General features: G+C 64.3%; 20 protein-coding genes. 11 read left to right on the top strand and 9 right to left on the bottom strand.

Annotated elements, in window-relative coordinates:
• Window positions 1-75 precede the first annotated feature (75 nt).
• Window positions 76-2,073, bottom strand: a complete 1,998-nt coding sequence (gene dnaG, locus MTX21_RS31820; RefSeq protein ID WP_280968550.1) for a DNA primase — start codon at window positions 2,071-2,073, stop codon at window positions 76-78.
• A 292-nt stretch (window positions 2,074-2,365) separates the two neighbouring features.
• On the opposite strand from dnaG, the gene MTX21_RS31815 reads away from it, so the two are divergent.
• Window positions 2,366-2,929 carry a chlorite dismutase family protein gene (locus MTX21_RS31815; RefSeq protein ID WP_280968549.1) on the top strand — a complete coding sequence of 188 codons (564 nt, stop codon included), beginning with the start codon at window positions 2,366-2,368 and terminating at the stop codon, window positions 2,927-2,929.
• On the opposite strand, the gene MTX21_RS31810 is transcribed toward MTX21_RS31815, so the two are convergent.
• The gene (locus MTX21_RS31810) at window positions 2,926-3,324 is read right to left on the bottom strand and encodes a gamma-glutamylcyclotransferase family protein (protein WP_280968548.1); all 399 of its coding nucleotides are present in this window, start codon (window positions 3,322-3,324) and stop codon (window positions 2,926-2,928) included. The two genes, MTX21_RS31815 and MTX21_RS31810, sit on opposite strands and share 4 nt — an antisense overlap.
• Window positions 3,325-3,463: 139 nt before the next feature.
• Between MTX21_RS31810 and MTX21_RS31805 the strand changes: the two genes are divergently transcribed.
• Complete coding sequence (locus MTX21_RS31805) at window positions 3,464-4,267, top strand: N-formylglutamate amidohydrolase (protein ID WP_280968547.1); 804 nt, start codon at window positions 3,464-3,466, stop codon at window positions 4,265-4,267.
• A gap of 193 nt (window positions 4,268-4,460) precedes the next feature.
• Here MTX21_RS31805 and MTX21_RS31800 read toward each other — a convergent pair whose 3' ends face one another.
• The 3 genes from MTX21_RS31800 to MTX21_RS31790 all read right to left on the bottom strand — a co-directional run bounded on the left by MTX21_RS31800 (window position 4,461) and on the right by MTX21_RS31790 (window position 7,370).
• Complete coding sequence (locus tag MTX21_RS31800; RefSeq protein WP_280970848.1) at window positions 4,461-5,078, bottom strand: LysE family translocator; 618 nt, start codon at window positions 5,076-5,078, stop codon at window positions 4,461-4,463.
• Between the two features lie 298 nt (window positions 5,079-5,376).
• Complete coding sequence (locus tag MTX21_RS31795; RefSeq protein WP_280968546.1) at window positions 5,377-5,919, bottom strand: hypothetical protein; 543 nt, start codon at window positions 5,917-5,919, stop codon at window positions 5,377-5,379.
• Between the two features lie 2 nt (window positions 5,920-5,921).
• A complete protein-coding gene (locus MTX21_RS31790; RefSeq protein WP_280968545.1) occupies window positions 5,922-7,370 on the bottom strand; it encodes a hypothetical protein in 1,449 nt (482 codons plus the stop codon).
• Window positions 7,371-7,484: 114 nt separating this feature from the next.
• On the opposite strand from MTX21_RS31790, the gene MTX21_RS31785 reads away from it, so the two are divergent.
• Genes MTX21_RS31785 through MTX21_RS31770 form a run of 4 tightly spaced genes read left to right on the top strand, consistent with a single transcriptional unit; the run spans window position 7,485 to window position 9,232 of the window.
• A complete protein-coding gene (locus MTX21_RS31785; RefSeq protein WP_280970847.1) occupies window positions 7,485-7,799 on the top strand; it encodes a metalloregulator ArsR/SmtB family transcription factor in 315 nt (104 codons plus the stop codon).
• Complete coding sequence (locus MTX21_RS31780; RefSeq protein WP_280968544.1) at window positions 7,792-8,253, top strand: SRPBCC family protein; 462 nt, start codon at window positions 7,792-7,794, stop codon at window positions 8,251-8,253. Before MTX21_RS31785 ends, MTX21_RS31780 begins: the two co-directional genes overlap by 8 nt.
• Entirely contained in the window at window positions 8,253-8,720 is a 468-nt protein-coding gene (locus tag MTX21_RS31775) for an SRPBCC family protein (RefSeq protein ID WP_280968543.1), read from the top strand. The genes MTX21_RS31780 and MTX21_RS31775 overlap by 1 nt, the downstream gene beginning before the upstream one ends.
• Window positions 8,720-9,232 carry an SRPBCC family protein gene (locus MTX21_RS31770; RefSeq protein ID WP_280968542.1) on the top strand — a complete coding sequence of 171 codons (513 nt, stop codon included), beginning with the start codon at window positions 8,720-8,722 and terminating at the stop codon, window positions 9,230-9,232. The genes MTX21_RS31775 and MTX21_RS31770 overlap by 1 nt, the downstream gene beginning before the upstream one ends.
• Before the next feature lie 23 nt (window positions 9,233-9,255).
• On the opposite strand, the gene MTX21_RS31765 is transcribed toward MTX21_RS31770, so the two are convergent.
• Window positions 9,256-10,866 carry an acyl-CoA synthetase gene (locus tag MTX21_RS31765; RefSeq protein ID WP_280968541.1) on the bottom strand — a complete coding sequence of 537 codons (1,611 nt, stop codon included), beginning with the start codon at window positions 10,864-10,866 and terminating at the stop codon, window positions 9,256-9,258.
• Window positions 10,867-11,094: 228 nt separating this feature from the next.
• Window positions 11,095-11,550: a GatB/YqeY domain-containing protein gene (locus MTX21_RS31760; RefSeq protein ID WP_280968540.1), complete on the bottom strand. Its 456-nt coding sequence runs from the start codon at window positions 11,548-11,550 to the stop codon at window positions 11,095-11,097.
• Between the two features lie 233 nt (window positions 11,551-11,783).
• Between MTX21_RS31760 and carA the strand changes: the two genes are divergently transcribed.
• Both carA and MTX21_RS31750 read left to right on the top strand, forming a co-directional pair.
• Window positions 11,784-12,974: a glutamine-hydrolyzing carbamoyl-phosphate synthase small subunit gene (gene carA, locus MTX21_RS31755; protein ID WP_280968539.1), complete on the top strand. Its 1,191-nt coding sequence runs from the start codon at window positions 11,784-11,786 to the stop codon at window positions 12,972-12,974.
• Between the two features lie 184 nt (window positions 12,975-13,158).
• Window positions 13,159-13,680: a hypothetical protein gene (locus tag MTX21_RS31750; RefSeq protein WP_280968538.1), complete on the top strand. Its 522-nt coding sequence runs from the start codon at window positions 13,159-13,161 to the stop codon at window positions 13,678-13,680.
• Window positions 13,681-13,794: 114 nt separating this feature from the next.
• On the opposite strand, the gene MTX21_RS31745 is transcribed toward MTX21_RS31750, so the two are convergent.
• Window positions 13,795-14,319, bottom strand: a complete 525-nt coding sequence (locus MTX21_RS31745) for a DNA starvation/stationary phase protection protein (protein ID WP_280968537.1) — start codon at window positions 14,317-14,319, stop codon at window positions 13,795-13,797.
• Between the two features lie 114 nt (window positions 14,320-14,433).
• On the opposite strand from MTX21_RS31745, the gene MTX21_RS31740 reads away from it, so the two are divergent.
• A complete protein-coding gene (locus tag MTX21_RS31740) occupies window positions 14,434-15,138 on the top strand; it encodes a class I SAM-dependent methyltransferase (protein ID WP_280968536.1) in 705 nt (234 codons plus the stop codon).
• Between the two features lie 290 nt (window positions 15,139-15,428).
• Here MTX21_RS31740 and MTX21_RS31735 read toward each other — a convergent pair whose 3' ends face one another.
• Entirely contained in the window at window positions 15,429-15,800 is a 372-nt protein-coding gene (locus MTX21_RS31735) for a transcriptional regulator (protein WP_280970846.1), read from the bottom strand.
• Between the two features lie 109 nt (window positions 15,801-15,909).
• Here MTX21_RS31735 and MTX21_RS31730 point away from each other — a divergent pair, with 109 nt between their 5' ends.
• Both MTX21_RS31730 and carB read left to right on the top strand, forming a co-directional pair.
• A complete protein-coding gene (locus MTX21_RS31730; protein ID WP_280968535.1) occupies window positions 15,910-17,079 on the top strand; it encodes an MFS transporter in 1,170 nt (389 codons plus the stop codon).
• Between the two features lie 141 nt (window positions 17,080-17,220).
• Window positions 17,221-20,685, top strand: a complete 3,465-nt coding sequence (gene carB / locus MTX21_RS31725; protein ID WP_280968534.1) for a carbamoyl-phosphate synthase large subunit — start codon at window positions 17,221-17,223, stop codon at window positions 20,683-20,685.
• Window positions 20,686-20,688: the final 3 nt, after the last annotated feature.

The following is a 20,688-nucleotide window of genomic DNA, read 5'->3' as shown; positions in this document are numbered from 1 at the left end:
CTGTTTCTGCCGCCAAACCTTGGATTTGGCGAGTCTTTTAGCGGTTCCGGCCCCGGCCGTCCGCATGATTCTTCATCAAACGCTCTTCTGGAACCGGCCCGACAGCTCGCCAAAACCCTCGATCAGAGCCTCGGTGCCATCGACCTCACCCATCCGGGCCTTGACGTCACGCAGCCACGCCAAATTGGCCTCGCTAGGGTCCTCCCCCAAGGCCAGCTCAGCGTCTTTCAACTCCCTAAGTAGTGAATGCCACTGCCGATGCAAGGCAACGAGCTGGTGCCAGGTGGCGAGAACATCATCCCGCGCCGCGCCCTCCCGCGCGCCCCATACCGCCTGGGTCGTGATCGCGCGCTCAACCCTTTGAAGTAACGGGATAAATCCTCCCTTCTCAAGATCGGCGCGCATCTTCTCAGCCTGCTCGGTGGGGTCGGGGCTGTGGTGGTGGTCGTGGGCAAAGGCGGCGATGATGCCGGCCCTCAGTTTGTGGGCCTCGGGATGGGCGAGCTCCAGTGCCGCTATCTCCTCCAGGTGCTCATGCAGCAGCCAGGGGTGGTTGATCAGGCATTGCAGGATCAGCGCCTCGCGGCGCGAGATGGCGCTGCGCTGGCCGCGCATAATCGGGCTAGCCGCGAGCTGCGGGCTCGCCGCCTGGTAGGGGCCGGACGGGAGCAGGGTCGGAACGGGCCCGCCACGGCGACCTGATCCAGCGAATCGATTCGCACCGCCGGCGCCGCGCGGCTGGAACGGACGGCCGGAGCCGCCCCGGAAATTGCCGCGGCCGGCGAAGCCGCCACCTCCGCCCTCGGGTGCAAAGGCGCGCTGGAGCCGCTGGACAAAATCGTCGCGATAATAGCGCCGCACCACTTCGTCGCGGATGCCGTTGGAGAGCTCCTTGATACGCGCCTCCAGCGCGGCACGGCGCTCGGGCGTGACGAAGCTGCCGCCTTCGAGTTCGCGCGACCAGATCATGTCGGCGAGCGGACGCGCCGCGGCGATCACCTCCTCGATCGCGCCGCGGCCACCAGACCGTGCGAGGTCGTCGGGATCCTGCCCCTCCGGCAGCAAGGCGAAGCGCAGGCTCTTTCCCGGCGCGAGGAACGGCAGCGCGAGGTCGGCGGCACGATAAGCGGCCTTCTGTCCGGCCCGATCGCCGTCGAAGCAGAGGATCGGCTCATCCGCCATCTTCCAGAGCAGCGCGAGCTGGCTTTCGGTGAGCGCGGTGCCGAGCGGCGCCACCGTACCGGCAAAGCCGGCGGTCACCATCGCGATGACATCGACATAGCCTTCGACAACAATCAGCGGCGCACCATCGTGGGAGGCCGCGCGTGCGGTCTGGTGGTTGTAGAGATTATCGCCTTTGTGGAAGAGCGGCGTCTCCGGCGAGTTCAGGTATTTTGCTGGAACGTCCTTCTCCAACGCGCGGCCACCGAAGGCGATAACACGGCCGCGCAAGTCCGTGATCGGAAACATCACGCGGTCGCGGAAGCGGTCGTAGGGAACGGGAATGTCGTTGCCGCCGATCAGGAGACCGGTCTCGACCATGTCGTCGACGGAGACGCCTTGTTTGCCGAGATGCTCCTTCAGCGCAAAGCGATCGGGCGGCGCATAGCCGAGGCGAAACTGCAATTGCGTCGCCGGCGAGATCGCGCGATCGGCGAGATAGCCGCGCGCTTTTGCGCCGACGCGCGAGGCCAGCGTTTCCGCGAAGAATTTTGCCGCGAGATCCATCACGTCATGCAGCGACTTGCGCCGCTGCTCATGTCGCGCCGCATCGGGCGTCACCGCCGGTAGCGGCAGGCCCGCCATGTTGGCAAGCCGCTCCACGGCTTCGCTGAACGGGACGCCGTCGGTCTCCATCACGAAGGTGATGATGTCGCCATGCTTGCCGGACGAGAAGTCGTGATAAAAGCCCTTCTGGTCGTTGACATAGAAGGACGGCGTCTTCTCCTGCTGGAACGGCGACAGCCCCTTCCACTCCCTGCCGGCCTTCTTCAGCTTCACGCGCCGGCCCACGACTTCCGAGACCGGAAGCCGGGCACGCAATTCATCGAGGAATTGGGGCGTGAAGCGCATGGGCCTGTGTTTAGCGCGAAATCGTGTGAGTCGGACGAAGGGTTACGGATATAGGTGCGGCTCGCCGAAAAGTCAGGATTGTCAGGCTTATCCGGGTTATCCGCGCTGTTCACAGTCCTTTCCGTCATTTCTCTATCATTCCGGGGCGCGCTAGCGCGAGCCCGGATTCCATTCCTCCCAACATACCGGCGGCGCAATGGATTCCGGGCTAGCCTGTTCGAGGCGCCCGGAATGACGGAGCGGCGAAAAAAGCAGCCTTGAACCCCGGCCGGTTCCGCGCTTCCATAGCGCCATGTTCATGACGTTTCGAGGCGGCCATAGCGGGGGTTGGCGTGTCACCTCGATGTCATCAGTGACGGGCGACCCCCTGCCCTTCGTGCCGGCGCTGTCGGTGACGGACAGCGATGCGGTCTCGTTGCCGTTGGTGCCTTCGCGCAATGCGTGGCGGCTGGTCGGTGTTGCGAGCCATCCGCGCTACACCACGCGCGCCGAGAGGGAGCAGCTCACGGCCGCGCAGGCCGGGCTCGGCCGACCCGAGGCAACCAGCGCGGCGCTGATCCCGATCCGCAAGTCGCAAGCCTGGTGGGAGCTCGCGCCCGAGGAGCGGCGCAAGATCTTCGAGGACAAGTCGCACCACATCGCAAGCAGCCTGCGCTTCCTTCCCGCAATCGCGCGGCAGCTCTATCACTCTCGCGACCTCGGCGAGCCCTTCGACTTCCTCACCTGGTTCGAGTTCACGCCGGCGGATGCCTCGATGTTCGAGGAGCTGGTCGCGATGCTGCGGCGGACCGAGGAGTGGACTTACGTCGAGCGCGAGGTCGACGTGCGCCTGGTGCGGGAGGTGCTCTCAGCCTAATGATCGAGAAAGCGGCCCGACTCGATCAGCGGCAAGTCGGTCACGGGCCAATTGTAGATGTAGGTCCAGGCTTGAGTGGCCACGCCGTCCGCAATCATCACGTCGATCAGCTTACGCAGATATTCGGTCGGCTCCGGAAAGCTCTCGCCACAGGCTTCGTACATGTCGAGCTCGCGCAGCAGCTCGTCGGGCGCGCGCAGGCGGAACAGCTCGCCATGGACGAGGTCCGACGACGTGTCCGACAACAGCAGCCCCGGATAATGCTTCACGAGAACGAGCCGGCCGCGACAGGTCGCCTCCCCCAGGAAATCCGCATGCATCGACAACAGCCGCGCCATCGGATGATCGAAGCCGCGCATCAAGGTGCCGTAGACGAAGAGAAGATCGGAGCTCATGTGCGCTTGTTATCCTGCGCGCACGCGTCGATTCAAGTCGTCTTGCAAGCCATCTCGTCTTGACGATGGTGCTTTGAGGCCGCCTCCTCTATAGCGTTGTCCGATCTCGACCAGAGTGCTGCTTCGATAGGCAATCCGAATGACTTCAGACGCAACGAGCGCGCCGGCTCGACTGCTGGGCACGAACGACGCCGATCCGGTTCATGAGGCCAATCGAGCGGGGCGATCTCCGTTCCTGCTCACCTCCGACCATTACGGGCGGCTCCTGCCGCACGCGCTCGGCGACCTCGGCGTAGCCGGAAGCGAGCTGACGCGGCACATCGCCTGGGACATCGGCATTGCCGGCGTTGCCGAACGATTGGCCGATATGCTCGACGCGCATCTGATCGCGCAGCGCTATTCGCGGCTCGTGATCGACTGCAACCGTCCGCCGAGCGTCGCAAGCTCGATCCCGGCGATCTCGGAAGCCACCGCCATCCCGCGCAATGAGGGGCTTTCGGCGGAGGAGCGCGAGGCGCGGCGCCGCGAGATCTTTGATCCCTATCACAGCCGCATCGATGCCGTCGTCAGCGGCCGCGTGCACGCCAAGCGGCCGACGGTGCTGGTGTCGCTGCACAGCTTCACGGCGGTCTACGCCGGCGTCGCCCGGCCCTGGCACATCGGCACGCTCTATCACCGCGACACGGTGCTGCCGCGCCTCTTGTTGAAGCATTTGCGCAGCGAGGGCGATCTCGTCGTCGGCGACAACCAGCCCTATGCCGTGAGCGATATCACCGACTACACCATCCCCGTACACGGCGAAGCCCGCGGCCTGATCAACACCGGAATCGAAATCCGCCAGGACCTGATCACCGATCAATCCGGCCAGCAGCAATGGGCCGAACGGCTGTCGCGGATCCTCGGCCAGATCGAAGCGGAGCTGCGCGCAGAGGGATTGGTGTAAGCGGCTTGCGTCCCAACCGCCGCGATGCAGTCCGTCTCGACGCATCAAACGCTACAGCCCCATCGCACACCCGATCTCGACCACGGCTGCACCGTTTCCTCGGCTACCCCCTCCCCGGCCCCCCCCCCCGCAAGGGGGGAGGGAGCAGAGCGGAACGCGCGGATCAATCTACGCCTGACAGCTTCAACCAGGGCTACTTCGCCCGGGTCAGCGCCAGCCAGATTCCGCCGCCGATCATGAAGCCGCCGGAGACGCGCGACAGCATCCGGGTGCGGCGCGCGGAAAAGAATTTTCGCGCACGGCCAGCAAGCGTGGCGTAGAGCGCATCGGTCATCGCCGCCGTCACCATGAAGGTCGCTCCCAACAGCGCGACCTGCGGAAAGTGGTCGCGGTTCATGTCCATGAACTGCGGGATGAAGGCGCCGAAGAATACCAGCACCTTCGGGTTCGACAGCAGCACCAGAAAGCCTTGCAGGAAGAAGCCGCCGCGCGGCGGCGCCGGCGGCTCATCCACATGGACGCCTTCGACCGGCGCCCAGATCAGCTTGATGCCGAGCCAGATCAGGTAGGCAGCGCCGGCAAAGCGCACCCAGTCGAACCAATAGCCCATCGTCGCCATCAGCGAGGTCAGGCCGATCGCGACGACGCCGATCACGATCGCGAGTCCGGCCTGCGCGCCCGCGACATTGGTCAGCGCCGCCCGGGTGCCGTGGCGCAAGCCATTGGCAATCACGAGCGTGACGATCGGACCAGGCAGCAGCGCCAGCGCAATGCAGGCGGCGACGAAGGCGAGATAAGCTTGCAAGGACATCATGGGGAAGGCTCGCTGAAGGCGTTTGGGTGCAATTAATGCATGTTTGGCGCGTGGACGAAAGCTCGACGTGTGTCGCACGCACGGGTCACAAACGCCGTCGTCATACCCCGCGACCCGGCTACGCCAAGGCTTCGCCGGGGCGCACGCTCTTGGGCCGCCGAAGCTTTGGCGTAGGCGGCAAGCGGGGTATCCAGTGGGCCGCGCCCTCTCCGTATCCCACGACCGTCTCTGGAATACTGGATCACCCGCTTTCGCGGGTGACGACGGCGGAAAAAGTGGCGCGATAAGGCCTGCATCACCTTCCGTCCAATGCTGCCGTAATCCATCGCTTCATTTCCTGCGTCTCCAAAAACTCCAGCGCCGCGTGCTTCACAGCCACCACCTCACCCGCCCCTTGCACGACCGCGACCAGCAGATCGCAGCGGCGCGAGAGAGCGATGCCGGTGGCGGCGCGGCGCGCGCCGTCGGGCATGTCGAGATCGTAGGGCCGGGTACGGCCGCGCAACTCGCCGACGCGCGCTTCCTCGCCCGGCGCCATCGCCACAAAACGCGGGCTGATCAAGTCGATGTCGGTGACCTGATCGACCTCGTCGTCATCGGCGACGCCGCGGTCGCAGTTGCAGAAGCCGAGCTTGGCGCGGATGTAGAGCTCGACACCCTCACAGGCCCCATCGCAACGAAATGCGCGGCCGGCGGGCCAGCCGTCGCGCGGGAACGGCCAGGCGATCTCGCGCCAATGCGTCGGCCCGTCCGTCGGCGCCGGCGCGAGTTGATTGGCTCCGACGCCCGACGCACCCAGCGCGATCAGCGCGAGCGCTATCGTCACCGCACGGCGCATCGTCAGTTCTTCGGCAGGCCGGCGACGGCGCGCGCGGGCCCGGTCAGCTCGAGGATATGCAGGCCGGTATTGGCGCGATCGACGATGTAGATGTAGCCGCGATCATCGGTCTCGACATTGTTGGTCTGGATCGCGACCTTGCAGCGCTCGCCACCCTCGACCGGAATGCAGCGCTTGTCGGTCGCGCTCGTGATCGAAGGAATGAAGTAGCCGACTTCCTTGGGATGATAGGGATCTCGGATGTCGAGCGCACGCACGCCGGCATTGAAGAAGGCGATGAAGGCCATCTTCTTGTAATAGACCGGCGCCATGCTCTCGTTCGAGGAATGCGAGCCGAAGCGGCCGCCGCGCTGGCAGAACTGCCCGCTCGCCTCGGGCACGGTGTAACTGGAGATCATCATCGGCCGCGTCTCGGTGGTGACATCGGCGAACCACACCATCTGCCGCGCCTCGCCGCATTCATTCAGAATCGCCTCGTCCACGATCATGACGATGTCGCGGGTCTTGCCGTCCTTGTCCTCGGCGAATTCGGCGATGGGCATGTCCAGCATCGGAAACGTCGTGTGCGCGCCGTTGAAGGCCGACATCGGCAGTCGCGCAATCTCGGGATAGCGCAGATTGTCCGGCGTCGGCTCCTTCGGCCCGTTCAAGAGCTTTTCGCGATCGACGATCTGCAGAATGCCGCCCTTATTGGTGCCGTAGCCGAAATAGACGCGGTTGCCTGTGGGGCCGGTCGAGATCGGCCCGTGCAATTCGGTCGGCACCGCGCCGGTCGCGCCAGGCTCCTGGCCGGGCAGGCCGAAGTCGCGGATCTTCTGCGGATGCGCGGGATCGGAGAGATCATAGACTTGTGTCATGCGGCGCGTGCGCCAGTCCGGCGCGCCCGAGACGAGATAGGCAATGCCGGTGTCGCATTCCCACCAGCTCTTGTGCGTGTCCTTCAGGCCAGCGATGCGGGTGACGAGCGCGGGATTGGCGGGATCGGCAACGCTCCAGATTTCGTGCGCCTCGCTGCCGAAGGTACGGAGCATGTAGACCGCGTTGGGATCGCCCTTCGGCAACGCCTTGCCGTCGCAGACCCGCACCATCTGCGCGCCGCCGGATTCGTACTTGCCCTCCTGCCCCGGCAGGTGCCGCAGGTACTTGGGATGCGCGGGATCGGTGACGTCGACGATCGAGGTGCCGTTGGGCTCGGCCTGTCCCGTCATCGGATTGACAGGGCTCGGCACCGCGTCGGTGCCGCCGTGATGTCCGATATAGGCGATCCAGCGATCGCCCTGGTGATGGATGGTCGGCTGATAGGCGCTGCGCGCCTGCAGGTCGTTCGTGCCGACCAGCTTCATGTTGGAAGCTTCCGGCGGCGCGCCGATCACCTGCTGCTTCTGCGCATGGAGGCATGTGCTGCCGGCGAAAAGGACAAGGCAAGCAGCAAGTTGAACGCGGCTGATCATTGATCCTCCCGGAACCAATCTGCGTTGGCTGAGATGCAAGGCTAACACAGGGGTTCGCGCCCGCCAAAGACACCATCTTGACATGCAACCATTTGGTTGCCTATTATCTCCGCCATGGATGAAGTCTTCAAAGCGCTGGCCGACGCGTCACGACGGTTACTCCTTGACAGACTTCACACCAAGAACGGTCAGACGTTGAACGAACTCTGCGAGGGCCTGGAGATGACGCGCCAGGCCGTCACCAAGCACCTTGCCATCCTCGAAGAGGCCAATCTGGTCACGACCTTCAAGCATGGCCGCGAGAAGCTGCATTACCTCAACCCGGTGCCGATCCATCAGATCGGCGAACGCTGGATCAGGAAATTCGAGCGCGGCAAGCTTGCCGCTCTCAGCGAGTTGAAACGTCAGTTGGAGAAACGCGATGAGTAAGCCGAGCTATGTCTACGTGACCTACATCGAGACCTCGCCCGAGGCGCTGTGGCAGGCCCTGACCGACGGCGATTTCACCGAACGTTACTGGTTCGGCCACCGCATCGCCTCCGACTGGAAGGAAGGCGCGCCGTACCGCTTCACCAATAACGGCAATCCAACGGTCGAGGGCGAGGTCATCACTTTCGATCCGACGCGGCGACTCGCCTATAGCTGGTACAATCGCAAGCCCGAAGCCGCGGGCGAGGGAATCTCGCGCGTCAGCTTCGATCTCGAGCCACGCGGCAAGGTCGTCAAGCTGACCGTCACTCATGACGAGCTCGGCGAAGACGGCAAGACCCTGCGCGATATCTCCGGCGGCTGGCCGATGGTGCTGTCGAACCTGAAGAGCCTGCTCGAGACCGGGCATACGATCGGAATCGTCCCGCCCAGCTACTCGAAGGACGCTGCGTGATGGCCCGGCCCGAATTCATCTATGTCACCTATATCGAGACCACGCCGGAAAAGCTGTGGGACGCGCTCACCAAGAGCGAGTTCACCCGGCAATACTGGTTCGACACCGAGGTCAGGTCCGACTGGAAGGTCGGCTCGTCCTTTGCGCTGGTGATGAGCGGCACGACCACCGACACCGGCGAGATCCTCGAGGCCGACCGGCCGCGACGGTTGTCGTACACGTTCAAGCACGAAGTGAATGAGGAGATGCGGAACGAAGGACCGACCAAGGTGGTTTTCACGCTCGAGCCTTGGGGCAGCCTTGTGAAGCTGACCGTAACCCACGAAGGCTTCGCCGCAGGCAGCAAGCTGCTCGATGGCATTTCCAAGGGCTGGCCGGCGATCCTGTCCGGGCTCAAGAGCTTACTTGAAACCGGCAAGGCACCGACGATCCCGCCCGCGGCGCTTGGCATCGAAGGATTTGAATGATGAACCTCGATCAGTTCAAGCCGCTGACGGTCTACACCATCTACATCGCCTCCACGCCCGAGAAGGTGTGGGAGGCGCTGACCACCGCCGAGTTCAGTCGGAAGTATTTCTTCGGCAATGCGGTCGAGGTCGAGCCGCGGCTCGGCGGCGCCTTCACCGTGCGCACGCCGGACGGGGCGCTGCACATCAGCGGCGAGGTCCTCGCCTACGACCCTCCGCGAAAGCTCTCCGTCACCTTCAACGTCAACTGGCCGGAGCTGGTCGAGAAGCTCGGACCGACGCTCGTGACCTACGAGATCGAACAGGTCGGCGACGCGGTCCGGCTCACCATGAGCGAAGGCCACGACCGGCCGCTCAGCGACGACATTCTGGCCGGCGGCCGCTCGGGCTGGCCGGCGATCCTGTCCAGCCTCAAGAGCGTACTCGAAACCGGCAAGCCACTGGTCATCAAGCTGGGCCCGCCGCAGCGGATGCTCGATGCGCTCAAGGCGATGGGAATCAAGACGCCGTAGCGCCGCCAGTGAATGACCTGACCTTATCCCCTCGCCCGCAGCTCGCGCCGCAGCACCTTGCCGGTGGCGGTCATCGGCAGCGTCTCCGCGAATTCCACGAAGCGCGGATATTCGTGGGCGGCGAGCTGCACCTTGACGAATTCCTGGATCTCGCGCGCGAGCGTATCGCTTGCGGCAAAGCCGGGGCGCAGCACGATCCAGGCCTTGATCGATTCGGTGCGGATCGGATCGGGAATGCCGACCACCGCCGCCATCGCTACCGATGGATGCTTCATCAGCGTGTGCTCGATCTCCGAGGGGCCGACGCGATAGCCGGCGGTGGTAATGACGTCGTCCTCGCGGCTGACGTACCAGAAATAGCCGTCCTCATCCTGCACGCCGAGATCGCCGGTGAGCAGGAATTCGCCGGCATATTTCTTCGCCGTCGCCTCAGGATTGCGCCAATATTCGATCATCGTGACAGGGCACGGCTGGCGCACGCCGATGATGCCGCGCTGGCCGCGCGGCATTTCCTCGCCCTTGTCGTTGACGATGCGGACATCGAAGCCCGGCGTCGCCTTGCCCATCGAGCCGGGGCGGATCGGAAACAGATTGGAGTTGCTGCCGATCACGAGATTGCACTCGGTCTGGCCGAACACCTCATGGGCGTCGATGCCGAAGGTTTCGTGCACCCAGCCCAAAAGCTCGCCGCCAAGGGATTCACCGCCGGTGAAGATGCTGCACAGCTTCACCCCGGGATGCTTCACGCCGGCCTGCCGCATCAGCTTCAGCGCCGTCGGCGGCAGGAAGACGTTGCGCACGCCGAGGTCAGCCATCATCTGCATCGCCGCCTGCGGCTCGAATTTGCGCGCGCGGTGACCGACCAAGGGAATGCCGTGATACCAGAACGCGAACAGGCCATTCACGAGTCCGCCGATCCAGGCCCAGTCCGCCGGCGTCCACATCAGATCGCCGGGACGCGGCAGGAAGTTGTGACACATCTCGACGTTCGGCAGATGGCCGAGCACGACGCGATGGGCATGCAGCGCGCCCTTGGGATTGCCGGTCGTGCCGGAGGTGTAGATGATCAGCGCGGGATCGTCGGCGGAGGTGTCGACGGGCGCAAAGTCCTCGGATGCGGTTTCGATCGCTGACCAGAACGGTTTTGCGCCGGCGTGGACGGCGCCGCTCGTGACATAGATGTCCTGCAAATAAGGCAGCCGATCGCGGATCTTCGTGAGTTTCTCCCAGCCCGCCTCATCGGTGATGATGGCTCTTGCTTGCGAATTCGACAGGCGGAATTCCAGCGCGTCCTCGCCGAACAGGGCGAACAGCGGGATCGAGATCATGCCGGAACGGAACGCGGCCATATGCGCGATCGGCAGTTCCAGCGACTGCGACAAGAATACCGCGACGCGGTCACCGCGCGTCAGCCCGTCGGCCTTCAGCACATTGGCGAAGCGGCGCGACAGCTCCGCGATCTCGTCGAACGAGGTGCGGCTCGTCGTGCCGTTCTCGTCGACATAGACCAGCGCGAGGCGGCCGGTGCCGTCGGCGTGGCGATCGCAACAGGCCTCCGCCATGTTGAATCGCGCCGGGATGTCCCAGCGGAAGTTGCGGTAGAGCTCATCGTAAGTTGCGGCTTCGGTCAGCATGGCTGCGGGCGTTTCCCTCTGGCGTGGACAGCCGGAGTTTCCTCCATCCACGTGCTTCTTGCTTAACCGCCAGTTTAAGGCCGTGAATGCCCGGGACAAGCCCGGGCATGACGATAGGGAAACGTCTCGCCTCGGAATCCATTGATCAACGGATTCGCCGGCGCCATGGTTTCTCGGATGCGCAACTCCGCATCCCGGTTCGACGCTTCGCGTCGCCCGGAATGACACCTATCCGGTGAGCGCAGCCTTCACGAGACCAGAGGCTTTGCCGAAGTCCATCTGTCCGGTGTACTTCGCCTTCAGCGCCGCGATCACCTTGCCCATGTCCTTCATACCGGCCGCGCCGGTCTCGGCGATGACGTCCGAAATCGCCTTCTTCACGTCGTCGTCCGACATCTGCTTCGGCAGGTACACCGAGATCACCGCAATCTCCGCGCGCTCCTGCGCGGCGAGCTCGGCGCGGCCACCCTTGTCGTAGAGCTCGACCGCCTCCTGGCGCTGCTTGATCATCTTCTGGAGCACGCCGAGCAGGTCGGCATCCGACAGCGGCGGCTTGCCGCTGCCGCGCGCCTCGATGTCGGCGTTCTTGATGGTCGAGTTGACCATGCGCAGCGTCGAGAGCTTGCGCTCGTCCTTGGCCTTCATGGCCTCCTTGACCGCATTGTTGATGTCGTCGCGCAACATGGCCGTGATCCTCTCAATCTATCGCGCCTGATCTAAGCCGTTCGCTGGCAAGAGGCCATACCGGACACCAGGCTGTCTCTGGTTCATTGTTTCCCCGTCGACCGCGGAAATTGCTCAAAATTGCCAGTTCCAGCCTAAGTGCCCGGGTGGGCCTGTCAAATATGCAAAAACGCATGTGAATCCGGCCTCTCCCGCTTTGACGGGCGCCACTTGCCGGACTATGAAGCGGGCTCATGACACAACATGACAACGATCCCGCTTGGCCGGACCACAAACCGACCGCGCTCCTCGTGCTCGCCGATGGTACGGTGCTCGAGGGCTTTGGTCTCGGCGCCGAAGACCACGCCGTCGGTGAAGTCTGCTTCAACACCGCGATGACCGGCTATGAGGAGATCTTGACCGATCCCTCCTATGCCGGACAGATCATCACCTTCACCTTCCCGCATATCGGCAACGTCGGCACCAACGAGGAAGACATCGAGACGGTGAACATGGCCGCGACGCCCGGCGCGCGCGGCGTGATCCTGCGCACCGCGATCACCGACCCCTCGAATTACCGCGCGACCAGGCACCTCGACGCCTGGCTCAAGGCGCGCGGCATCATAGGGCTCTCCGGCATCGACACCCGCGCCCTGACCGCGCTTATCCGCTCCAAGGGCATGCCGAATGCGGTGATCGCGCATTCGAAGAACGGCGAGTTCGACCTGCACGGCCTGAAGGAACAGGCACGCGAATGGCCCGGCCTGGAGGGCATGGACCTCGTGCCGATGGTTACCTCGGGCCAGCGCTTCACTTGGGACGAGACGCCCTGGGCGTGGAACAACGGCTTTGGCCGGCAGGACAAGCCGGAGTTCAACGTCGTCGCCATCGACTACGGCATCAAGCGCAACATTCTGCGCCTGCTCGCCGGCGTCGGCTGCAAGGTGACGGTGGTGCCGGCAACGACCTCGGCCGAAGACATCCTGGCGATGAAGCCCGACGGCGTGTTCCTGTCCAATGGTCCGGGCGATCCGGCCGCGACCGGCAAATATGCGGTGCCGGTGATCCAGGACGTGATCAAGTCCGGCACGCCGACATTCGGCATCTGCCTCGGCCACCAGATGCTGGGCCTTGCCGTCGGTGCCAAGACGAAGAAGATGCATCAGGGCCATCACGGCGCCAACCATCCCGTCAAGGACGAGACCACCGGCAAGGTCGAGATCACCTCGATGAACCACGGCTTTGCCGTTGACCAGGCGACGCTGCCGAAGGGCGCGACGCAGACTCATATCTCGCTGTTCGACGGCTCCAATTGCGGCATCCAGCTCGACGGCAAGCCGGTGTTCTCGGTGCAGTACCACCCCGAGGCCTCGCCGGGCCCGCGCGACTCGCATTATCTGTTCCAGCGCTTTGCGGACCTGATGCGGCAGAAGAAGAGCGCCTGAGGCGCTCTCTCGCATTTCCACAACATCTTGCCCGGGCTTGGTCCCGGGCATTTTCGTTTTTGGCTGCAGCCCGTCATTCTGGGGCGCGCCACTTGGCTCGAGCCCGGAATGACGGAGGCTACGACAAAGGAACGTCGCTTCACGCCCCTCGTTGATCCCTGCTACTCTGACGCTGGAGCCCCTCATGTCCGTCGTCCGCGACAATGCCGAGCCGCTCGCCATCGTCTTCGAGGACGACGGTCTCGTGCCGAACAATATCCTTCCCTTCCTGGTCTATCAGGGCGCACTCACGCTCGACCCGAAGACCCCGGAGGAAACGATCGAGACGTTGTTCGGCGCTAACGGCTGGGGCGGCACGTGGCGCAACGGTGTCTACGACTATCTACATTATCATTCGACCGTGCATGAGGTGCTCGGGGTCGCGCGCGGCCATGCCCGCGTCCGCTTCGGCGGCGATCACGGCCAGGAGCTGGAGATTGCGGCCGGCGACGTCGCGATCCTTCCCGCCGGCACCGGACATCAATGCATCAGGGCCAGCGACGATTTCAGCGTGATCGGCGCCTATCCGCCCGGCGCGAAGATGGAGATCACGCGGGCAACGCCCGGGAACCACGCCAAGGCGCTGAAGACGATTCCGCAGGTCGCGATGCCGCCGGCCGATCCGGTGACTGGCAAAGAGGGAGCGCTGATGCGGCTGTGGCGATAGCCGTCAACACGGTGCTGTAGGTGGGTTAGCCGAAGGCGTAACCCACCACGTCTATCGACGCGGAAATAAAAGAGGTGGGTTACGCTTCGCTAACCCACCCTACAGCAAAGCGCCTTACGCCGCGTTGCTGCCTTCCTGGCGGGAGGCTTCGAACAGGAACCACGTGCGGCGCTCGGTCTCGTCGATGAAGACCTCGAGGATACTCGCGCTCGCGACATCGCCGGCCTCGTCGCACACCTCGTGCGCCTTGCGCATCGCGCTAGCGACGTGCTTGTTGTCCTGCATCAGTTCGCGCAGCATCTCACGCGGCGGTACGTAAGGCTCGTTGTTGTCCTTGATGGTCTGGAGCTTGGCGACCTGTCCGATCGACTTTAGCGTCGTACCGCCGATCTTGCGGACCCGCTCGGCGAGCTGGTCGGTGGTGGCGAAGATCTGGTCCGACTGCTCGTCGAGCAGCAGGTGGTAGTCGCGGAAGTGCCGCCCGCTGATGTGCCAGTGGAAATTCTTGGTCTTGAGATAGAGCGCGAACGCGTCGGCCAGAAGCACATTGAGTGCCTCCGAAACCTTGTTGACCGCCTGGGGCGACAGATCGGTGGGGGTGTCTAGGTCGGGCGAGACCTTGTTGTTGGCTTTGCTCACGGGAAACCTTCCTGTTAGGACGCGGACATTGACGGCGCGCCGTCGCACCCCTAACGCAAGGCGGGCAGCGCCGGTTCCTGCACAGGAACTGTTTGGCCGGGACCCTCGAGTACCATGGACGATTGGATCGATTATTACGACTCCACGCACACGATCTATGTCAGCAAGCTGCATCGCGACTTGCACTTCCAGATCATCGCGCGGGACATCATCAGTTATATCCCGTCGCCCGACGCGACGGTGCTGGACTATGCCTGCGGCGAGGCGCTGTCGGCGGGCGAGGTGGCGACGGCCTGCGGCAAGCTGATCCTTGCCGAGCCTGCGCCCGGAGTCCGCGGCCGGCTGATCGCGCGGTTTGCCCCGAACACGAAAATCCGCGTCCGCTCGCTCGAGGACGTCAGGAAAATGCAGGAGCAGTCCGTCGATCTCGTCGTGATGAATTCGGTCGCGCAATACATGACGGCGGACGAGCTCGATTCCGCGCTTCGCAACATCCGCCGGTTGCTCAGACCGTCCGGCAAGCTGGTGCTCGGCGACATCCTCCAGCCGAACGTCGGCATGGGCCGCGACGTGATGGCGCTGCTCAGCTTCGGCCTGCGTCACGGCTTCCTCAAGGACGCGCTGATCGGGCTGATCAGCACCGCGCTGTCGGATTATCGTCACCTGCGTACGCGCATTGGGCTGCAGCGCTACAGCGAGGGTGAGATCACCGCCAAGCTGACCGCAGCCGGGTTCGCGGTCCAGCGCGCCCCTGCCAATATCGGCCACAACCGCTGGCGCATGACCTTCATCGCACGGCCGCCGTTAGTGCGCGGTTAGGGTTAAAACTTAGCTGAGGTGGCTTGCGGTATCCCGATCAGCCATGATCGCGACGGCCCGGTGGCGGAAGCTCCACGCGAGAGCGGTGCATCGCTCTTTATCCTGGTTCAAGTCCAGGCCGGGTCTCCAGCCTTCGCGGCTAACGCCGCTTCCGCTCGGCAAGCCAGCCGAACCAAAATATCGAAAACACCCCATGCAAAATAGCCGGTGATTCCGGCGCGATGCTTGGCTGCATTTTTGCGAAAGCATTGACGCGTCGGGCAGACCGGGCGCCGCGGTGCCTCTCATCTTCAGTCAACCTCCACCACGTCGCACTCGGACAGAAGCAGAAGCCGATCGGCGTCTTTGGCGGCGGAGTTGATCACGGCATCGAGCAGACCTGGGAAGCGCGCCTCCAGATCCGCGCGGCGGAGCTTCGTCAGCCGGCTGGTGCCGACGATGCGGGTCTGCGTCAATCCGCATTCGCGCAGCTTAGCGAAGTGATAGGCAAGATTCGACTTTGCCCCGAGGCCGCTGAAATCGCCGCAGCGCAGCTCGCTGCTGCCACGTTCTTGCTGGGCGAGCTGATAGACGATCGCAAGCCGGATCGGATCGCCCAGGCAATCCAGAACCATCGGGAGTTCGATCTGCTCTCGGGTGGGATGCAGTGGGGTGCGGCTCATATCTGGATGATAGCGCGGCGAGGCCAATGTTCAATAGTTCTTGAACCAATTGACATGGGAAACCCGACAAACAATAGTTCAATAAACATTGAACATAGGGATGCTTCGAATGAGCGTGTTCTGGCTGGCCCTGGCAGCCTTTGCGATCGGCACGGAAGGCTTTGTGATTGCAGGACTTTTGCCTGGGATCGCCGCCGACCTGCAGATCTCGGTGTCGGCAGCCGGGCAACTCGTGACGGCCTACGCCCTCACCTACGCGGTGGGCTCGCCCATCCTGGCGGTGACGCTGAACAACGTCGACCGCCGCACCGTGCTGGCGCTGGCGCTGTCGACCTTCATCGCCGGCAATCTCGTGGCGATGATGACCTCGGGCTATATGCTTCTGCTGGCTTCGCGCATGCTGATGGCGCTTGGCGCCGGACTTTGCATGCCGACAGCGCTCGGCGTCTCGGTGGCGGTCGCCTCGCCCGAGCGGCGCGGCCGCGCGGTGGCGCTGGTCACGTCGGGCATTACGGTTGCGACCGTCGTCGGTGTCCCGCTCGGCAACTTCGTCGGCAGCCTGTTCGGCTGGCGCGCGACCTTTGCCATGGTCGCCCTGCTCGGCACCGTTGCGCTCGCCGGCCTCTTGTTCGGCCTGCCCCGCGGCTTGCCGCGCAATACGGCTTCGCTTGCCGAGCGGCTGGCCGTGGCCCGGCACGGCAACGTCCTGATCGCGCTTCTCATCACCATCCTGTGGGCGCTCGGCGGCTTCACCGTCTTCACCTATTTTGCGGTCCCGCTGAAAAGCCTCGGGTTCGATGCCTCCAGGATCAGCCTTGCGCTCCTGGTCTTCGGCGGCGCCGCCGCAATCGGGAACATGCTCGGCGGCGTCCTCGCCGACCGGCTCGGCACGCTGGCCACCGCCGCGCTCGGCCTTGCCGGTATGGCGACAGCCCTAATCCTGCATTCGCTGGTGCTGAAGCTGATGCCGGGCCAGCCGCATTACGCGGTGCTTGGCGCGATCTTGCTCTGGGGCATCTCGGGCTGGGCATTCTACCCGGCCCAATTGGCCAGCATCATCCGGATCGAGCCGCAGGCCTCGATGATCGCGCTCTCGCTCAACGCCTCGGCGATGTACCTCGGCTTCGCGATCGGCGGCGCGCTGGGAGGCGCTGTGCTGACGACGCTCTCGCCAACCGACCTCGGCTGGGTCGGCGGATCGAGCGTCACGGCCTCGCTCCTGGTGCACCTTGCCCGCGGCTGGCAAGCTCGACCAAAACCCGTGAAAATTGCCGGTTGATGGGCATTTTTCGGGGTTTCGCCGCCCCGAAAACTGGTCTAAGACCCACCCGCGCGCGAGGGAAACCCGCGCTCTCGGCTAAAGGGGACGCGCGGCGAGCGCGCCCTTTTTTTGTGCCCAAATTCCAGCCCGCGAGCGGTGATGCCCAAACGAACCGACATCTCGACCATCCTGATCATCGGCGCCGGTCCCATCGTGATCGGCCAGGCCTGCGAGTTCGACTATTCCGGCACCCAGGCCTGCAAGACGCTGAAGGAAGAGGGCTATCGCATCGTCCTCGTCAATTCCAACCCGGCCACCATCATGACCGACCCGGAATTGGCCGATGCAACCTATATCGAGCCGATCACGCCCGAGATCGTCGCCAAGATCATCGAGAAGGAACGCCACGTCATCCCCGGCGGCTTCGCGCTGCTGCCGACCATGGGCGGCCAGACCGCGCTGAACTGCGCGCTCTCACTGCGCAAGCAGGGCACGCTGGACAAGTTCGACGTCGAGATGATCGGCGCGACCGCGGATGCGATCGACAAGGCGGAGGATCGCCAGCTCTTCCGCAACGCCATGGAGAAGATCGGGCTGCAGACGCCGAAGTCGCGGCTCGCCAACGCCTCGGCGCTGAAGAAATCCTATCGCGACAAATACCTCGCCGAACGCGAGAAACTGTCCGGCGCCGCGCTGGAAGAGCTCGACCGGCAGTGGTCGCTGGGCGAGAACGAGCGCCGCAAGCGCTATCAAGAGCACGCGCTCGGCGAAGCGATGATGGCGCTGTCCGAGATCGGACTGCCCGCGATCATCCGCCCCTCCTTCACGCTCGGCGGCACCGGCGGCGGCATCGCCTACAACAAGGAAGAGTTCCTCGACATCATCGAGCGCGGCCTTGACGCGTCCCCCACCAACGAAGTCCTGATCGAGGAATCCGTTCTCGGCTGGAAAGAGTTCGAGATGGAGGTGGTGCGCGACAAGAAGGACAATTGCATCATCATCTGCTCGATCGAGAACTTCGATCCGATGGGCGTGCACACCGGCGACTCCATCACGGTCGCGCCGGCGCTGACGCTGACGGACAAGGAATACCAGATCATGCGCGACGCTTCGATCGCGGTGCTGCGCGAGATCGGGGTGGAAACCGGCGGCTCCAACGTGCAGTTCGGCATCAATCCGGTCGACGGCCGCATGGTCGTGATCGAGATGAATCCGCGCGTGTCGCGTTCCTCGGCGCTGGCCTCGAAAGCCACGGGCTTCCCGATCGCGAAGGTCGCGGCCAAGCTCGCGATCGGCTACACGCTGGACGAGGTCGCCAACGACATCACCGGAGGCGCGACGCCGGCCTCGTTCGAGCCGACGATCGACTACGTGGTGACCAAGATCCCGCGTTTCGCCTTCGAGAAATTCCCGGGCGCCTCGGCCACGCTGACGACCTCGATGAAATCGGTCGGCGAGGTCATGGCGATCGGCCGCACCTTCCAGGAAAGCCTGCAGAAGGCCCTGCGCGGGCTCGAGACCGGGCTCACCGGCCTCGACGAGATCGAGATCGAGGGCCTCGGCCATGGCGACGACAAGAACGCGATCCGCGCGGCGCTCGGCACGCCGACGCCGAACCGGCTGTTGCAGGTCGCGCAGGCGATGCGGCTCGGCTGGTCCGACGAGGAAATCTTCAACTCCTGCAAGATCGATCCGTGGTTCCTCGCCGAGATGCGCGGCATCGTCGAGATGGAGGAGAAGGTCAAGAAGAACGGGCTTCCATCCAATGCCTTCGGCATGCGCACACTGAAGGCCATGGGCTTCTCCGACTCGCGGCTCGCGGTACTTTCGCAAACCACTGAGGCGGAGGTCGCGGCGAAACGCCACGCGCTCGCCGTCCGTCCCGTGTTCAAGCGCATCGACACCTGCGCCGCCGAGTTCGCCTCGCCCACCGCCTACATGTACTCGACCTATGAGGCGCCGTTCGCGGGTGCCCTCGCGGATGAGAGCGCGCCGTCGGACAAGAAGAAAGTCATCATCCTCGGCGGCGGCCCGAACCGGATCGGACAGGGCATCGAGTTCGACTATTGCTGCTGTCACGCCTGCTTCGCGCTGGACGACGCCGGCTACGAGACCATCATGGTCAACTGCAATCCGGAGACGGTGTCGACCGACTACGATACCGCCGACCGGCTCTATTTCGAGCCGCTCACGGCCGAGGACGTGCTTGAGATCATCGCGACCGAGCGCAAGAACGGAACGCTGCATGGCGTGATCGTGCAATTCGGCGGCCAGACCCCGCTGAAGCTCGCGCGCGCGCTCGAGGCGGCGGAAGTGCCGATCCTCGGCACCTCGCCCGACGCCATCGATCTCGCCGAAGACCGCGACCGCTTCAAGCGCGTGCTCGACAAGCTGCGGCTGAAGCAGCCCAAGAACGGCATCGCCTATTCGGTCGAGCAGGCCCGCCTCGTCGCCGCCGATCTCGGCCTGCCGCTGGTGGTACGCCCGTCCTACGTGCTCGGCGGCCGCGCGATGCAGATCATCCGCGAGGAGAACCAGCTCAACGACTATCTGCTCGGCACGCTGCCGGAGCTGGTGCCGGCCGACGTCAAGGCGCGCTATCCGAACGACAAGACCGGGCAGATCAACACCGTGCTCGGCAAAAACCCGCTACTATTCGACCGCTATCTCACCGATGCCACCGAGGTCGATGTCGACTGCCTCAGCGACGGCAAGGACGTCTTTATCGTCGGCATCATGGAGCACATCGAGGAAGCCGGCATCCACTCCGGCGACTCTGCCTGCTCGCTGCCGCCCTATTCGCTCGATGACAAGATGATCGATGAGCTGGAGCGACAGACGCGTGAACTGGCGCTTGGCCTCGACGTCGTCGGCCTGATGAACGTGCAATACGCCATCAAGGACGACGAGATCTACGTCCTCGAGGTCAACCCGCGCGCCTCGCGCACGGTGCCGTTCGTCGCCAAGGTGATCGGCACGCCGGTCGCGAAGATCGCCGCGCGCGTCATGGCCGGCGAAAAGCTTGCCGACTTCAAGCTGAAGAAGCGCGAGCTCAAGCATGTCGGCGTCAAGGAGTCCGTGTTCCCGTTCGCGCGCTTCCCGGGCGTCGACACGGTGCTTGGCCCCGAGATGCGCTCGACCGGCGAGGTCATGGGCATCGACAGCTCCTTCGAGGTCGCATTCGCCAAGAGCCAGCTCGGCGGCGGTACGCGGGTGCCGGGCAAGGGCACGGTGTTCGTCTCGGTGCGCGAAAGCGACAAGCTCCGCATCACCGAAGCGGTGCGCCTATTGCATTCGCTCGGCTTCAAGGTGCTGGCGACGTCGGGCACGCAGCGCTTCCTCACCGACCAGGGCATCCCGACCGAGAAGGTCAACAAGGTGCTGGAGGGCCGGCCGCACATCGTCGACGCCATCACCAACGGCGATATCCAGCTCGTCTTCAATACCACCGAAGGCCCGCAGGCGCTCGCCGACAGCCGTTCGCTGCGGCGCGCGGCCCTCTTGCATAAAGTGCCGTATTACACCACTCTTTCCGGGGCCGTGGCGGCCGCGCAGGGCATCCGCGCCTATCTGGGCGGGGACCTTGAGGTTCGTACCCTGCAGAGCTATTTTTCGGAAACCTGATCG

Origin of the sequence: Bradyrhizobium sp. ISRA430 (assembly GCF_029909975.1) — a bacterium.
Classification (GTDB): Bacteria; Pseudomonadota; Alphaproteobacteria; order Rhizobiales; family Xanthobacteraceae; genus Bradyrhizobium.
Note: the sequence above shows the minus strand (reverse complement) of the source record. Positions and strands in the feature narration are given on the sequence as shown.

What these genes read in the sequence shown, in the direction of transcription:
- MTX21_RS31735 (WP_280970846.1), bottom strand. Translation starts at nt 15,800, where the DNA reads ATGAGCCGCACCCCACTGCATCCCACCCGAGAGCAGATCGAACTCCCG.
- MTX21_RS31775 (WP_280968543.1), top strand. Translation starts at nt 8,253, where the DNA reads ATGGCCCGGCCCGAATTCATCTATGTCACCTATATCGAGACCACGCCG.
- MTX21_RS31770 (WP_280968542.1), top strand. Translation starts at nt 8,720, where the DNA reads ATGAACCTCGATCAGTTCAAGCCGCTGACGGTCTACACCATCTACATC.
- MTX21_RS31750 (WP_280968538.1), top strand. Translation starts at nt 13,159, where the DNA reads ATGTCCGTCGTCCGCGACAATGCCGAGCCGCTCGCCATCGTCTTCGAG.
- MTX21_RS31760 (WP_280968540.1), bottom strand. Translation starts at nt 11,550, where the DNA reads ATGTTGCGCGACGACATCAACAATGCGGTCAAGGAGGCCATGAAGGCC.
- MTX21_RS31730 (WP_280968535.1), top strand. Translation starts at nt 15,910, where the DNA reads ATGAGCGTGTTCTGGCTGGCCCTGGCAGCCTTTGCGATCGGCACGGAA.
- MTX21_RS31785 (WP_280970847.1), top strand. Translation starts at nt 7,485, where the DNA reads ATGGATGAAGTCTTCAAAGCGCTGGCCGACGCGTCACGACGGTTACTC.
- MTX21_RS31800 (WP_280970848.1), bottom strand. Translation starts at nt 5,078, where the DNA reads ATGTCCTTGCAAGCTTATCTCGCCTTCGTCGCCGCCTGCATTGCGCTG.
- MTX21_RS31805 (WP_280968547.1), top strand. Translation starts at nt 3,464, where the DNA reads ATGACTTCAGACGCAACGAGCGCGCCGGCTCGACTGCTGGGCACGAAC.
- MTX21_RS31810 (WP_280968548.1), bottom strand. Translation starts at nt 3,324, where the DNA reads ATGAGCTCCGATCTTCTCTTCGTCTACGGCACCTTGATGCGCGGCTTC.
- MTX21_RS31790 (WP_280968545.1), bottom strand. Translation starts at nt 7,370, where the DNA reads ATGATCAGCCGCGTTCAACTTGCTGCTTGCCTTGTCCTTTTCGCCGGC.
- MTX21_RS31765 (WP_280968541.1), bottom strand. Translation starts at nt 10,866, where the DNA reads ATGCTGACCGAAGCCGCAACTTACGATGAGCTCTACCGCAACTTCCGC.
- MTX21_RS31740 (WP_280968536.1), top strand. Translation starts at nt 14,434, where the DNA reads ATGGACGATTGGATCGATTATTACGACTCCACGCACACGATCTATGTC.
- MTX21_RS31815 (WP_280968549.1), top strand. Translation starts at nt 2,366, where the DNA reads ATGTTCATGACGTTTCGAGGCGGCCATAGCGGGGGTTGGCGTGTCACC.
- MTX21_RS31780 (WP_280968544.1), top strand. Translation starts at nt 7,792, where the DNA reads ATGAGTAAGCCGAGCTATGTCTACGTGACCTACATCGAGACCTCGCCC.
- dnaG (WP_280968550.1), bottom strand. Translation starts at nt 2,073, where the DNA reads ATGCGCTTCACGCCCCAATTCCTCGATGAATTGCGTGCCCGGCTTCCG.
- carB (WP_280968534.1), top strand. Translation starts at nt 17,221, where the DNA reads ATGCCCAAACGAACCGACATCTCGACCATCCTGATCATCGGCGCCGGT.
- carA (WP_280968539.1), top strand. Translation starts at nt 11,784, where the DNA reads ATGACACAACATGACAACGATCCCGCTTGGCCGGACCACAAACCGACC.
- MTX21_RS31795 (WP_280968546.1), bottom strand. Translation starts at nt 5,919, where the DNA reads ATGCGCCGTGCGGTGACGATAGCGCTCGCGCTGATCGCGCTGGGTGCG.